Origin of the sequence: Pseudomonas sp. Xaverov 259, assembly GCF_019352915.1 — a bacterium.
Taxonomy (GTDB): Bacteria; Pseudomonadota; Gammaproteobacteria; order Pseudomonadales; family Pseudomonadaceae; genus Aquipseudomonas.
In genome coordinates this window covers 214,113-228,028 of the sequence record NZ_JAAAFV010000042.1, presented here as the reverse complement: position 1 = coordinate 228,028, position 13,916 = coordinate 214,113, and the positions used below count along the sequence as shown (strand labels likewise).

The window sequence follows — 13,916 nt, the reverse complement described above, 5'->3', positions numbered from 1 at the left end:
CCCTAGGGGACTCGAACCCCTGTTACCGCCGTGAAAGGGCGGTGTCCTAGGCCACTAGACGAAGGGGACACAAACCTTCTATACACTGATCAGCGCTGAGAACTGATCGATTCAAGGACGGTGTGGCCGGAACCTTGAACCTGTAAAATTGGTGGAGCTAAACGGGATCGAACCGTTGACCTCTTGCATGCCATGCAAGCGCTCTCCCAGCTGAGCTATAGCCCCTCATCGGTGAGGACGGGGCGAATCTTAATGGCGGTTTGGAAGTGTGTCAAATTTATTTTCAACAATTTCCAAACTTTTTTGCCGGGATAACAATCACTTACCGGCGAAACCCCGGAAAACCGGGGTTTCGCCGTAACAACCGCCAGCTTAAGCGATAGCGCCCAGCAGCTTTTCCCACTCTTTGTTTTCTTTCTTCGACACACCCCCAAGCAAATCAAGGGCTTGGCGCAGACGGAAACGCGTGAGGTCCGGGCCGAGAATTTCCATCGCATCAAGCACCGACACCGAACTGGCTTGCCCGGTGATCGCGGCAAACATCAACGGCATGGCATCACGCAATTTCAATTCCAGGGATTCGACCACCGCCTGGATCGTCGCGGTGATCGCGTCCTTCTCCCACTGGCGCAGGCTTTCGAGCTTCCACAGGATCAACTGCATCAACTGGCGAACCTGATCACCGGAGAGCTTCTTGGACTCAAACAGCTTGGCGTCCGGGTTCACGCCACCGGCGAAGAAGAAGCTGGCCAGCGGTGCGACCTGGCTGAACGTCTCTACCCTGCCCTGCACCAGCGGCGCGATCTTCATCATGTACTCAGGGTTCAGCGCCCACTGCTGCACACGGCTGGCGAACTCTTCTACCGGCAAGTCACGCAGCCACTGGCCGTTGAGCCAGGACAGCTTCTCGATATCGAAAATCGGCCCGCCGAGGGAAACGCGCGACAGGTCGAAGTGGTCGACCATTTCCTGCAACGAGAACTTCTCGCGCTCGTCGGGCATCGACCAGCCCATGCGGCCCAGGTAGTTGAGCATCGCTTCAGGCATAAAGCCCATGCGCTCGTAGAACGTCACCGAAGTCGGGTTCTTGCGCTTGGACAGCTTGCTCTTGTCCGGGTTACGCAACAGCGGCATGTAACACAGCTGCGGCTGCTCCCAGCCAAAGTACTCGTACAGCAGAATCAGTTTAGGCGCCGATGGCAGCCATTCTTCGCCACGCAGCACGTGGGTGATGCCCATCAGGTGGTCGTCGACCACGTTGGCCAGGAAGTACGTCGGCAAGCCGTCGGTCTTCATCAGCACTTGCATGTCCATGCGGTCCCACGGGATCTCGACATCACCACGCAGCATGTCCGGCACTACACACACGCCTTCGCTCGGCACTTTCATGCGGATCACATGCGGCTCGCCGGCGGCCAGGCGCTGGGCCACTTCTTCCTTGGACAGCAGCAGTGCGCGGCCATCGTAACGTGGGGTTTCGCCACGGGCCTGTTGCTCGGCGCGCATCTGGTCGAGTTCTTCGGCGGTGCAGAAGCACGGGAAGGCGTGGCCCATGTCGACCAGTTGCTGGGTGTACTGCTTGTAGATGTCGCTGCGCTCGCTCTGGCGATACGGGCCGTGCGGGCCGCCGACATCCGGGCCTTCTGCCCAGGTAATGCCCAACCAGCGCAAGGCATCGAAGATCTGCTGTTCCGACTCACGGGTGGAGCGCACTTGGTCGGTGTCTTCGATCCGCAGGATGAATTCACCGCCGTGCTGCTTGGCAAAGCAGTAGTTGAACAAGGCGATGTAGGCAGTACCGACGTGGGGATCCCCAGTAGGCGATGGCGCAATGCGCGTGCGGACGGTGGTCATGGCAGGTCTCGAATGGGCGATAAAACTGAAAATTGAAACAAGGGGCGAATGGTAACACCAGCGCGGGGGGTTCTGGCAGACCGCGGTGCCGCTATCGCAGGCAAGCCAGCTCCCACATTTTGACTGTGTTCACAAATCAAATGTGGGAGCTGGCTTGCCTGCGATGAGGCCAGGCCGGCTAGCGAAAAATCAAACAGCCAACAACCGCTCACGCAACTTGCCAATCTCATCGCGCGTCTGCGCTGCCGCCTCAAACTCAAGATCGCGCGCCAACTGGTACATCTTCTCTTCCAGTTGCCGAATCCGCTTGGTGATCTCACTCGGCGAGCGCAGTTCGTTCTCGTACTTGGCGCTCTCCTCGGCAGCCTTGGCCATGCCCTTGCGCTTCTTGCTGCGCGAACCGGGCACCACGGCGCCTTCCATGATGTCGGCAACGTCCTTGAAGACGCCCTTCGGGGTAATGCCGTGCTCCAGGTTGAATGCGATCTGCTTGTCGCGACGGCGCTCGGTCTCGCCTATCGCCCGCTCCATGGAGCCGGTGATGCGGTCCGCGTACAGAATCGCCCGACCATTGAGGTTACGCGCCGCACGACCGATGGTCTGGATCAACGAACGCTCGGAACGCAGGAAACCTTCCTTGTCCGCATCCAGAATCGCCACCAAGGAGACTTCCGGCATGTCCAGGCCTTCACGCAGCAGGTTGATCCCCACCAGCACGTCGAACACACCCAGGCGCAGGTCGCGGATGATCTCCACGCGCTCCACGGTGTCGATGTCCGAGTGCAAATAACGCACGCGCACGCCGTGGTCGGCCAGGTAATCGGTCAAGTCTTCGGACATGCGTTTGGTCAGCGTGGTGACCAGCACCCGTTCTTCCAGAGCTACACGTTTGGTGATTTCCGAGAGCAAGTCATCGACTTGAGTCAGCGCCGGGCGGATCTCGATTTGCGGGTCCACCAGGCCGGTCGGGCGTACCAATTGTTCAACCACGCGCCCCGCATGTTCGGCCTCATAGTTACCCGGTGTGGCCGAGACAAAAATCGTCTGCGGGCTGATGCCTTCAAATTCGTCGAAGCGCATTGGCCGGTTATCCAGCGCCGACGGCAAGCGGAAACCGTACTCCACCAAGGTTTCTTTACGCGAACGGTCGCCCTTATACATCGCGCCGACTTGAGGCACGCTGACGTGGGATTCATCGATCACCAGCAGCGCGTCGTCCGGCAAATAATCAAACAACGTCGGCGGCGCCTGCCCGGAGTCGCGCCCCGACAAGTACCGCGAGTAGTTTTCGATGCCGTTGCAATAGCCCAGCTCCAGGATCATTTCCAGGTCAAAACGGGTGCGCTGCTCCAGGCGCTGGGCTTCCACCAGTTTGTTGTTGGAACGCAGGTATTCCAGGCGCTCAACCAGTTCACCCTTGATGCCCTCGATCGCCCCCATCAGGGTTTCACGCGGCGTCACGTAGTGGCTTTTCGGATAGAAGGTGAAGCGCGGCAACTTGCGGATCACCTCGCCAGTCAACGGGTCGAAAGCCGACAGGCTCTCGACTTCATCGTCGAACAGCTCGATGCGGATCGCTTCCAGGTCGGACTCGGCCGGGTAAATGTCGATCACATCGCCGCGCACGCGGAAGGTGGCGCGGGCAAAGTCCATGTCGTTACGCGTGTACTGCAAGCTCGTCAGGCGACGCAGCAGTTCGCGCTGGTCGAGTTTGTCGCCACGGTCGACGTGCAGCACCATCTTCAAATAGGCTTCCGGGCTGCCCAGGCCGTAGATGCACGACACCGTGGTGACGATGATCGCGTCTTTGCGTTCCAGCAACGCCTTGGTCGCCGACAACCGCATCTGCTCGATGTGGTCGTTGATCGACGCATCCTTCTCGATAAAGGTGTCGGACGACGGCACATAGGCTTCGGGCTGGTAGTAGTCGTAATAGGAAACGAAGTACTCCACTGCGTTGTTCGGGAAGAACGCCTTGAATTCGCCATACAGCTGCGCGGCCAGGGTTTTGTTCGGCGCCAGCACCAACGTGGGGCGATTGGTCTGCGCAATCACGTTGGCGATGCTGAAGGTCTTGCCGGATCCGGTCACCCCGAGCAGCGTCTGGTGCGCCAGGCCGGCGTCGATGCCTTCGACCAGCAGCCGAATAGCTTCAGGTTGGTCGCCTGCGGGTTCAAAACGGGTGACGAGCTGGAAATCCGACATAACGTACCTCGTGAAGTCACCCCAGACTCAACACCGCCAGGGACGAAATAGCTCAGCAACCCGCGAAAAGTCTTCGCAGGTTGCAGGAAAAAACCATGATAGCTGTAGAAGTGGTGGCGAATGTGGCGGGTTTCAAGGCAATCGTCCTACCAGCCGTCGTTGACCAATATTGCAATAAGACTAACGGTGGGCAAATAAACCGAAAAACTTGGCCTAAAAGCCGTTTCGGCTGTCGCCCTGAGCCTGGATGGCCTCTATACTAGCTCCCCGTTTGTGCACCGCTCTAGTGCATTCGGCTGGAGCGCGACACGTCCCTCCCTTCCCCCATAGAGCTGCCGCAAAAATGAGCCTGTTCTCCGCTGTCGAAATGGCACCACGCGATCCAATCCTGGGCCTCAACGAAGCATTCAACGCCGATACACGAACCACCAAGGTCAACCTTGGCGTGGGCGTTTACTGCAACGAAGAGGGGAAGATTCCACTCTTGCGTGCCGTTGCCGAAGCGGAAGCCATTCGCGTGGCGCAGCACGCCGCCCGTGGCTACCTGCCGATCGACGGTATCGTGGCTTACGATCAGGCCGTGCAAAAGCTGCTGTTCGGCGCTGAATCGCCACTGCTGAGCGCTGGCCGCGTGATCACCGCCCAAGCGGTCGGCGGCACCGGTGCGCTTAAAATCGGCGCGGACTTCCTCAAGCAACTGCTGCCCAACGCCGTCGTCGCGATCAGCGACCCGAGCTGGGAAAACCACCAGGCGCTGTTCGAAAAAGCCGGCTTCCCGGTGCAGACCTACCGCTACTACGACGCCGCCACCCACGACGTCAACCGTGCCGGCCTGCTCGAAGACCTCAACGCCCTGCCGCCACAGTCCATCGTGGTGCTGCACGCTTGCTGCCACAACCCGACCGGCGTCGACCTGAGCCCGGCCGACTGGCAGAACGTGCTGGACGTCATCAAGGCCAAGAACCTGGTGCCGTTCCTCGACATGGCCTACCAGGGCTTTGGCAACGGCATCCACGAAGACGCCGCCGCCGTACGCCTGTTCGCTGAATCGGGCCTGACCTTCTTTGTCTCCAGCTCGTTCTCCAAGTCGTTCTCACTGTACGGCGAACGCGTGGGCGCGCTGTCGATCGTCAGCGAATCCAAGGAAGAAAGCGCGCGCATCCTGTCCCAGGTCAAACGCGTTATCCGCACCAACTACTCCAACCCGCCGACCCACGGCGCGGCGATCGTAGCGGCAGTGCTGAACAACCCGGAGCTGCGCGCCCAGTGGGAAGCGGAACTGGCCGAGATGCGCCTGCGCATCCGCGGCATGCGCGAGCAGATGGTCGCCGAACTGGCCAAGGCTGCACCGGGCCACGACTTCAGCTTCGTCGGCCGCCAGCGCGGGATGTTCTCCTACTCCGGGCTGACCGTTGAGCAAGTCACTCGCTTGCGTACCGAGTTTGGTATCTACGCGCTCGACACCGGCCGTATCTGCGTGGCCGCGTTGAACCAGTCGAACATTGGTGCGGTAACAAAAGCGATTGTTCAGGTTCTATAAACCTGCCAGCGTCATACGAAGGGGGAAGCCAATGGCTTCCCCCTTTTTGTTGGCCAAGCCACTAGACTGAATACCGAACGCCCCCTTGCTGTGAGAGCCTTATGAGAAACGACGACCTGGACCTGCGCGCCGACCGCGACGAACTGCATGACTACGCACCGCGCCCGCCGCAGGCAAAGCGCCAGAAAAGCCTGGTGCTGCAAGTGGCACTGGGTGTGTTCCTGGGTGGGCTGGCCTTGTGGCTGGTACAACTGGGCGCCACGGCGATAATGGCCAAGCTGGCCATGGGCACCCTGCAATTTGGCGGCTGAACACACGATCAATATGTGGGAGCTGGCTTGCCTGCGATGGCGTCAGGCCAGCCGATACCTCCTTAACTGATACACCGCTATCGCAGGCAAGCCAGCTCCCACACTGGTTCTACTTCGCCTGCAGACCGCGCTCCTCCAGCAATTTCACAAAGCTGTTCAAACTCTGCGACACCGTACCCCGGCGCCAGATCAGCCAGGTATTGAGCAGGCGAAACGAGTCCGTCAACGGCCACACACTCACCGTCGTAAACCCCGGCATGCTCTCCAGCATGCTGCGCGGCATCAACGCCAGGCCAGCCCCGGCGCTGACGCAGGCGAGCATGCCGTGGTACGACTCCATCTCGAAGATCTTGCCCGGCACCGCGCCATCCTGTGAGAACCAACGCTCAAAGTGATGTCGATACGAGCAGTTCGAGCGAAAGGTGTAGATGCTCTCCCCTGCCACATCCTGGCCCCGCGTGATCGGCGCATGGTGCAGCGGCGCAATCACCACCATCTCCTCTTCAAACACCGCGACGCCTTCGAGCGTGGCATGCAGCACCGGCCCATCGACAAACGCCGCCGCCAGGCGCCCCGATAACACGCCCTCGATCATCGTGCCCGACGGCCCGGTGCTCAGGTCCAGTTCGACCTTGGTGTGTTTCTGGTTATACGCCGCCAACAGCGCCGGGATACGCACCGCCGCCGTGCTCTCCAGCGAGCCAAGCGCAAACGCGCCCTGAGGTTCCTCCCCCGCCACGGTGGCGCGGGCCTCCTGCACCAAATCAAGAATGCGCCGCGCATAACCGAGGAAATTCCACCCGGCGGGTGACAAGCGCAAGCGGCTCTTTTCGCGGATAAACAGTTCCACGCCCAAATCCTGCTCCAGTTGCTTGATACGCGTGGTCAGGTTCGACGGCACGCGATGAATCAACTGCGCGGCGGCGCTGATGCTGCCTTGCTCGGCAACGGCCTTGAAGATTTCCAGCTGCACCAGGTCCAAATCATTCTCCACGTAAATGTGATCGTTCCCACGCTCTGCGTGGGAATGCAGCCAAGGACGCTCCGCGTCCATCCATTCTCAATTCGAGAACGTATCACTTATTATTATTCAGTTTCCAGAAAACATGCACCCCCGTAGGCTGAACCCATTCCACTCATTCAGCCGGACGGTGCCATGAACGCTATTACTCATCAGACCCACGCTTTGTCGATCAACCCCGCCAACGGTGAAACGGTCGCCAGCTACCCCTACGAAACCGAGGCGCAACTGGACGCCGCCCTCAACCGCACCACCGCAGCTTTCCGCACCTGGCGCCGCCAGCCGGTGAGCCAGCGTGCAGAGTTGCTGCTGGCCCTGGCCAGTGCATTGCGCGAGCAAGCCGAAGAGATGGCCCAAATGATTACCCTGGAAATGGGCAAACCCATTGCCCAGGCCCGCGCCGAAATCGAAAAATGTGCACAGCTCAGCGAGTGGTACGCCGCCCAAGGCCCGGCCATGCTCGCACCGGAGCCGACCCTGGTGGATAACGGCAGCGCGCAGATCGAATATCGCCCGCTGGGCCCGATCTTCGCCGTGATGCCGTGGAACTTCCCGGTGTGGCAAGTGCTGCGCGGCGCCGTGCCGACCTTGCTGGCCGGTAACACCTACGTGCTCAAACACGCGCCGAATGTGATGGGCAGCGCCTACCTGATCCAGCAGGCATTCCAGAAAGCCGGTTTCGCCGAAGGTATTTTTGAAGTGGTCAACGTGACCAATGAGGGCGTGTCGAAAGCCATCGCCGACCCACGCATCGCCGCCGTCACCCTCACCGGCAGCGTGCGCGCCGGTATCGCCATCGGCTCCCAGGCCGGTGCTGCGCTGAAAAAATGCGTGCTGGAACTGGGCGGCTCCGATCCGTTTATCGTGCTCAACGACGCCGACCTCGACGCCGCCGTTCAAGCGGCGGTAATTGGGCGTTTCCAGAACAGCGGCCAAGTCTGCGCCGCCGCCAAGCGCCTGATCATCGAAGCAGGCGTGGTGGAAGCCTTTACCGCCAAGTTCCTCGAAGCCAGCCGCAAACTGGTGATGGGCGACCCGACGTCGACCGACACCTACGTCGGCCCGATGGCGCGTTTCGACCTGCGTGATGAGCTGCACGGGCAAGTCCAGGCCACCCTGGAAGAAGGCGCGACCCTGTTGCTCGGTGGCAATAAAGTCGCCGGCGCCGGCAACTATTACGAGCCGACCGTGCTGGCAGGCGTGACCGACCAGATGACCTCATTCAAACAGGAACTGTTCGGCCCCGTGGCCTCAATCATCACCGCCCGCGATGCCGACCACGCGGTAGCGCTGGCCAATGACAGCGAGTTCGGCCTCACGGCGAGCATCTTCACCACCGACTCGGTGAAGGCGCGGGATATCACCAACCAACTGGAAACCGGCGCAGTATTCGTCAACTCGTTCAGCGTGTCCGACCCGCGCGTAGCCTTTGGTGGGGTGAAACAGAGTGGGTTCGGGCGTGAACTGTCGCACTTCGGTGTACGTGAATTCTGCAACGCGCAGACCGTGTGGCTGGATCGCAAATAAAACCGGCAACACCCTTCAACTGTGGGAGCGGGCTTGCTCGCGAAGGCGGTGTATCAGTTGGCAAATCTGTCAACTGACAGACTGCATTCGCGAGCAAGCCCGCTCCCACTCAAGCCAGCTCCCACCTTTGATCTGCGGTGTGTGTGGATTAGTCCACTGTGACCTTGCCGGTAGAAAAATCGACCTTCAAATTCAACCGCCCTTCATTCACCAACCACGGCCGAATTGAAAACCTGCGCGCACCGCACTGATGCATCGGGTCCTCTGCGGCAATCGCCTTGGCATGCTCAATCGACGTTGCACGAATCACAAACATGCCTTCCCCATCCCAATACTGCTCATCGTCACTCCAATGCGGCCCTGCTGCGACCAAGATACCGTCGCGCTCGATCTTGCATTGATGCTCAAGGTGAATCGGCAGGTTCTGCATCACCGGGCCAAGCCCATCGGTTGGCGTTGAAAACACCACATAGAACTGCTTTTGCAGCATGCCCTTACTCGCCTCAAGCACTTGCTCGCGCGTTACCCGGTTTGTTTGCATGGGCACCCTCTCTAGGCCTTCAAAAGCACAGGATTCCCCAACTGAACCGGCGGGCAGTAGGCAGGCCCAAGGCATAGCTCTTATTCTTCGCAGGAATGACGCCAATTCCCCCCGCACCCCGCAATCGACTACCATACCGCGCCGGTTCCCAAACGGGACTAATAGGGAATTCGAAGCGCTGACCATCGCGCCAATCGAAACTGCCCCCGCAACTGTAGGTGCCGAGCCTGCTCCCCACTGCCACTGGACCACGTCCGGGAAGGCCGGAGCGAGGCGACGACGCATCAGTCAGGAGACCTGCCGGCCAAACGTTATCACTAACCGGCGGGGTGTCCGGGAAGGACATCCGCGCCCTGCAAACCTGCAGCGTTCAAAGGTGTGTTTCCGAGCCGTACCTGCCCTGTTTTTAAGTACGGTTCACTCAGAGATTGCCCCATGCTGCTACGCGTTTGCGCCCTGATCACCGGCCTGGGCTTTTGTGCCCTGGCCCACGCCACGCCTACTCACTACCCGCTCACGGTCGAAAACTGCGGCAGCAGCGTCACCTTCCAGCAAGCCCCGGCACGCAGCGTGACCATCGGCCAGGCCGCCACCGAGATGCTTTACGCCCTGGGCGTGGCGGATAAAGTGGTCGGCACATCGTTGTGGTTCAACAGCGTATTGCCGCAGTTCAAGGCGCAGAACGACACGATCGAGCGCCTGGCCGACAACGAGCCGAGCTTCGAAGCCGTGATCGCCAAACGCCCGCAACTGGTGGCCGCCGAGCTGGAATGGGTGGTCGGCCCGCAAGGCGTGGTCGGTACTCGCGAGCAGTTCCATGAACTGAAGATTCCCACCTACGTGCTGCCCTCCGACTGCGAAGGCAAGGACAACCTGGTGGGCGCTGACGGCACGCGACTGGAGCCGTTCCGCATCGACACGATCTATAAAAGCATCAGCCAGTTGGCCGAGATTTTCGACGTGCAAGCGCGCGGCCAACAGTTGAATGACGAACTCAAGGCGCGCCTGGCCAAGTCCGTCGCCACCGCACAAGGCAAAGGCCTCAAGCATGCCAGCGCGCTGGTGTGGTTCTCCAGCAGCGAGATGGCTGCCGACCCGTACGTGGCCGGCCACAAGGGCATTCCCGAATTCATGTTGCAAACCCTCGGCCTGCGCAACGTGGTGCAGTCCGACGAAGAATGGCCCGCCGTCGGTTGGGAAACCATCGCCAAGGCCAACCCGACCTTCCTGGTAATTGCGCGCATGGACCGCCGCCGCTACCCCGCCGACGACCATGAAAAGAAACTCGCCTTCCTGCGCAGCGACCCGGTGACCCGCAACATGGACGCGGTGAAAAACAACCGCATCATCATTATTGATGCTCTGGCGTTGCAGGCCAGCATCCGTATGTTCGATGGCCTGGAACAACTGGCCGGCGCCATCGACGGCTACGACCTGCGCAAATGACCCGTACCCTACTCGCCCTCGCCGTGTTGCTGATGGCCGTGCTCGCCGGCACCGCCATCGGCGAAACCGCAATCGAACCGCAGGTGGTGTTGCAGGTGCTGGCCAATAAACTGTGGGCCGCCGGTTACGTGCTCGACCCGATCGACGAAGGCGTGGTGTGGAACTACCGCCTGACCCGCGCCCTGGTCGCCGCCGCCTGTGGCGCAGGGCTGGCCACCTGTGGAGTGATTTTGCAGTCGCTGCTGCGCAACCCGTTGGCCGATCCGTACCTGCTGGGCATCAGTGCCGGCGCCTCGACCGGCGCGGTTTTAGTGGCGTTGATGGGCGTGGGCGGCGGTTTGATTTCGCTGTCAGCCGGCGCGTTTGTCGGTGCCATGGCGGCATTTGCGCTGGTGATTCTATTGGCGCGGGCCAGCGGCTCAGTCAGCGGCACCGGCCAGATCATCCTCGCCGGCATCGCCGGCTCGCAGCTGTTCAATGCCCTCACCGCGTTCCTGATCACCAAGTCCGCCAGTTCCGAACAGGCGCGCGGCATCATGTTCTGGCTGCTGGGCAACCTCAGCGGCGTGCGGTGGCCGTCGGTGTGGCTGGCGGTGCCGGTGGCGGTCGCAGGCCTGGCAGTGTGCTTGTGGCATCGGCGTGCGCTGGATGCGTTTACCTTTGGCACCGACTCGGCGGCTTCGCTGGGCATTCCGGTGCGGCGCGTGCAGTTTGTGCTGGTCGGTTGCGCTGCGTTAGTGACGGCAGTAATGGTGTCGATTGTCGGCTCTATCGGTTTTGTCGGGCTGGTGATTCCCCACGCCGTGCGTCTGTTGCTGGGCACCGGGCATTCGCGGTTGCTGCCCGCCAGTGCGCTGGGCGGCGCGTTGTTCCTGATCGCCGCGGATGTGCTGTCGCGCACCTTGATCAAAGGCCAGGTGATTCCGGTCGGCGTGGTCACGGCGCTGGTCGGCGCGCCGGTGTTTGCGTTGATCCTGATTGGCCGGAGGAATGCGCGATGACGGTACTCAGTTGCACCGGCCTGGGCTTCAAAGTGCGTGAAGCGCAGTTGCTGTGCGACATTCATCTTGAAGTTCAGCCAGGTGAAACCTTGGGCATTGTCGGGCCGAACGGCTCGGGTAAATCCACCCTGCTCAAATTGCTCGCCGGTTTGCGTGTGCCTGCGTCGGGCGAGGTGCTGTTGGGCGGCCAGCGCCTGGGCAGCCTGTCGCGCCGTGCCATCGCGCAACAATTGGCCGTGGTGGAACAGCAGGCCGACACCGACGACGCCATCCGCGTCTTCGACGCTGTGGCCCTGGGCCGCACGCCCTGGCTGTCGGCGCTGAGCCCGTGGTCTGGCGAAGACGACGCCATCGTGCGCCAGGCGCTGCACGATGTGGACGCCACCCACCTGAGCCAACGCGCCTGGCGCAGCCTCTCCGGCGGCGAACGCCAACGCGTGCACATCGCACGGGCGTTGGCACAACGACCACAGATTCTATTGCTGGATGAGCCGACCAATCACCTGGATATCCAACATCAGCTGGCGATTTTGAAAGGCGTGCAAGCACTGCCGGTGACCACGCTGATTGCGCTGCATGACCTGAACCAGGCACTGACCTGTGACCGTTTGGCGGTACTGGATCACGGCTGCCTGGTGGCATTGGGCAAGCCGCTGGAGGTGTTGACGCCGCAGCGGCTACAGCAGACATTCGGGGTGCAGGCGCATTACCTGACGGACCCGTTCGACGGCGCGCAAATCCTGCGATTGCGCTCTAACTGACGAGAAACGCTTGATGAAGAAAAATTCATCAGCGCTGTAATCTCTTCCATGAAGGGGACTCAAGAGCGGTACCCCTTTTGTCTTTTTGGAAGATTTTATGAGTTCGTCAAATCACCGCTGTTTAATCCAGAGCACCTTGGAATTCGATTTCATGCGTTGGTCTCTGGTGCTGATCTTCTTTCTGTTCGGCTACTCAAAGTGGTTTCCTTATGAAGCCAACGCGTTAATTCCAATTATTTCCAACAGCCCTTTCCTGTCCTGGATGCACACCGCTTTTGGTATTCAGGGCGCCAGTTACTTTTTGGGCACAGCGGAGTGGATGATTGGTATCGGGCTGGCGCTCGGTGCGTGGATGCCAAGAGTCTCCGTGGTTGCCAGCCTGGGCTCAGTGCTGACTTACCTGACCACCGTGACCTTGATCATAACCACGCCCGGTGGCTGGGAAGCATCGGCGGGCGGTTTTCCAGCCATGGGCGGCGCTACATCGTTTCTGGTCAAGGACATCGTGCTGCTCGCAGGCTCGATCATTTTGCTCAAGCAAGGCCTGATCACGCTTCGTAGCTGTAAAGCCAATGCCCTGGCTGATGTATAGCGACCACACTTAGGCCAGGCGGCGCTGCATATGCGTGGTCTGCCACACCGGGTCGGCTTCGATGTCGATGATCTCAAAGCCCTGCCGCCGCCAAAAATCAATCGCACCTGGCAAGAACGGATGGGTATGTAGGTAAACCACCTCCACCCCATCCGCCTTTGCCTTCGCCTCTAACGCGCGATACAACCTGCCCGCCAGGCCAAAGCGCCGAAAAGCCGGGCGTACAAACAGGCGCACGACTTCCACCGTTTTAAACCCCTGGTAATTCAACCGAGGGAAACGGCCGTCATAAGGCAAGTAGCCGATCGCCGCGACGATCTGGTCATGTGCACGCGCGATCAGAAATTGCCCGCCGCCCTCAAGGTAGGTGGATTCAAATTGCGCCAAGTCGTCAGGCATCGCCGCTTCGCTGAGCTTAGGGAAAAGCTCGGCACGCGCTTGCAGCACAAAGGTCAGCACCTGGGGAATATCGGCAGCGGTGACCGCGTGAATGTTCATTAACCGCACGCTCGCTGGTAGAGAAGGTAGGCATTGGAGCCCGTCCCGACACACACAAAACCTGCCTGCTCATACATCAGCCTGGCCGGGTTATCCGCCCGCACGCTCAAGCGCAGTTGCGTGAAGCCGCTATGCTTGGCCGCAACCGCATAATCCTTGAGCAACACGCGACCTATGCCCTTACGCCGGTACACCTCACTGACGCTGATGGTGCAAAGCTCGGCAAAACCGGCGTCAGGCGTCCATAACGAATAACCCGCAAACTGCCCCTCCAGCGTTGCCACTGTCAGCCGGTCAAAGTTATCGACCCATACAGCCAGATTTTGCTCCAAATGCTGCCGCCATGCGGACTCGTGAGTCGGCTCCCAACATTGGATGTAGGCCAACTCGCCGCGGTAAATCAGTGGCAGGTCGGTGACAATGGCCGGCCTGAGCGTCACGTGTAAGTCATACATCGCACTTCCCATTCTTAAGGACCGTTAACTTCAAAAGCCTGCGGTTTTCAACGCCTTCGCCAGCGCAAACCCGCCCCAACCAAGCGAAGCCCTAACCCGTACAAATCCGCATTACCGACCCAGGCCCGGCGCTAATGAGAATACATCTCACTTACGAAATAACC

13 protein-coding genes, 1 tRNA gene and 1 riboswitch are annotated in these 13,916 nt (G+C 60.3%); of the genes, 7 read left to right on the top strand and 7 right to left on the bottom strand.

All coding sequences use genetic code 11. From position 1 onward, the window contains the following. Nucleotides 1-149 precede the first annotated feature (149 nt). The 3 genes from K0H48_RS19365 to uvrB form a co-directional block, all read right to left on the bottom strand. Nucleotides 150-225 (bottom strand) — tRNA-Ala (locus tag K0H48_RS19365). A 147-nt stretch (nt 226-372) separates the two neighbouring features. Continuing rightward, nucleotides 373-1,854: a glutamate--tRNA ligase gene (gene gltX / locus K0H48_RS19360; protein ID WP_219268736.1), complete on the bottom strand. Its 1,482-nt coding sequence runs from the start codon at nt 1,852-1,854 to the stop codon at nt 373-375. 189 nt (nt 1,855-2,043) lie between these two features. Beyond that, entirely contained in the window at nt 2,044-4,059 is a 2,016-nt protein-coding gene (gene uvrB, locus K0H48_RS19355) for an excinuclease ABC subunit UvrB (protein ID WP_219268735.1), read from the bottom strand. A gap of 343 nt (nt 4,060-4,402) precedes the next feature. Between uvrB and K0H48_RS19350 the strand changes: the two genes are divergently transcribed. Together K0H48_RS19350 and K0H48_RS19345 are read left to right on the top strand one after the other, a co-directional pair. Beyond that, the gene (locus K0H48_RS19350) at nt 4,403-5,599 is read left to right on the top strand and encodes an amino acid aminotransferase (RefSeq protein WP_219268734.1); all 1,197 of its coding nucleotides are present in this window, start codon (nt 4,403-4,405) and stop codon (nt 5,597-5,599) included. A gap of 101 nt (nt 5,600-5,700) precedes the next feature. After that, a complete protein-coding gene (locus K0H48_RS19345; RefSeq protein ID WP_065911752.1) occupies nt 5,701-5,910 on the top strand; it encodes a hypothetical protein in 210 nt (69 codons plus the stop codon). Between the two features lie 109 nt (nt 5,911-6,019). On the opposite strand, the gene K0H48_RS19340 is transcribed toward K0H48_RS19345, so the two are convergent. Then, nucleotides 6,020-6,892: a LysR family transcriptional regulator gene (locus tag K0H48_RS19340; protein ID WP_219268910.1), complete on the bottom strand. Its 873-nt coding sequence runs from the start codon at nt 6,890-6,892 to the stop codon at nt 6,020-6,022. Nucleotides 6,893-7,066: 174 nt separating this feature from the next. On the opposite strand from K0H48_RS19340, the gene K0H48_RS19335 reads away from it, so the two are divergent. After that, a complete protein-coding gene (locus K0H48_RS19335) occupies nt 7,067-8,458 on the top strand; it encodes an aldehyde dehydrogenase family protein (RefSeq protein ID WP_219268733.1) in 1,392 nt (463 codons plus the stop codon). Between the two features lie 148 nt (nt 8,459-8,606). Here K0H48_RS19335 and K0H48_RS19330 read toward each other — a convergent pair whose 3' ends face one another. Next, the gene (locus K0H48_RS19330; RefSeq protein ID WP_219268732.1) at nt 8,607-8,999 is read right to left on the bottom strand and encodes a YciI family protein; all 393 of its coding nucleotides are present in this window, start codon (nt 8,997-8,999) and stop codon (nt 8,607-8,609) included. A gap of 125 nt (nt 9,000-9,124) precedes the next feature. Continuing rightward, a riboswitch (cobalamin riboswitch) is annotated at nt 9,125-9,319 on the top strand. 115 nt (nt 9,320-9,434) lie between these two features. On the opposite strand from K0H48_RS19330, the gene K0H48_RS19325 reads away from it, so the two are divergent. The 4 genes from K0H48_RS19325 to K0H48_RS19310 all read left to right on the top strand — a co-directional run bounded on the left by K0H48_RS19325 (nt 9,435) and on the right by K0H48_RS19310 (nt 12,799). Continuing rightward, a complete protein-coding gene (locus K0H48_RS19325; protein WP_219268731.1) occupies nt 9,435-10,445 on the top strand; it encodes an ABC transporter substrate-binding protein in 1,011 nt (336 codons plus the stop codon). Beyond that, nucleotides 10,442-11,446 carry an iron ABC transporter permease gene (locus K0H48_RS19320; RefSeq protein WP_106576658.1) on the top strand — a complete coding sequence of 335 codons (1,005 nt, stop codon included), beginning with the start codon at nt 10,442-10,444 and terminating at the stop codon, nt 11,444-11,446. The genes K0H48_RS19325 and K0H48_RS19320 overlap by 4 nt, the downstream gene beginning before the upstream one ends. Further along, nucleotides 11,443-12,207: an ABC transporter ATP-binding protein gene (locus K0H48_RS19315; protein ID WP_219268730.1), complete on the top strand. Its 765-nt coding sequence runs from the start codon at nt 11,443-11,445 to the stop codon at nt 12,205-12,207. Before K0H48_RS19320 ends, K0H48_RS19315 begins: the two co-directional genes overlap by 4 nt. A gap of 97 nt (nt 12,208-12,304) precedes the next feature. Continuing rightward, nucleotides 12,305-12,799, top strand: coding sequence for a YkgB family protein (locus tag K0H48_RS19310; protein WP_219268729.1), 495 nt, complete (start codon nt 12,305-12,307; stop codon nt 12,797-12,799). A gap of 9 nt (nt 12,800-12,808) precedes the next feature. Here the strand turns inward: K0H48_RS19310 and K0H48_RS19305 are convergent, their stop codons facing one another. Next, nucleotides 12,809-13,297: a GNAT family N-acetyltransferase gene (locus tag K0H48_RS19305; RefSeq protein WP_219268728.1), complete on the bottom strand. Its 489-nt coding sequence runs from the start codon at nt 13,295-13,297 to the stop codon at nt 12,809-12,811. Then, the gene (locus K0H48_RS19300) at nt 13,297-13,752 is read right to left on the bottom strand and encodes a GNAT family N-acetyltransferase (RefSeq protein WP_219268727.1); all 456 of its coding nucleotides are present in this window, start codon (nt 13,750-13,752) and stop codon (nt 13,297-13,299) included. The genes K0H48_RS19305 and K0H48_RS19300 overlap by 1 nt, the downstream gene beginning before the upstream one ends. Between the last annotated feature and the right edge of the window lie 164 nt (nt 13,753-13,916).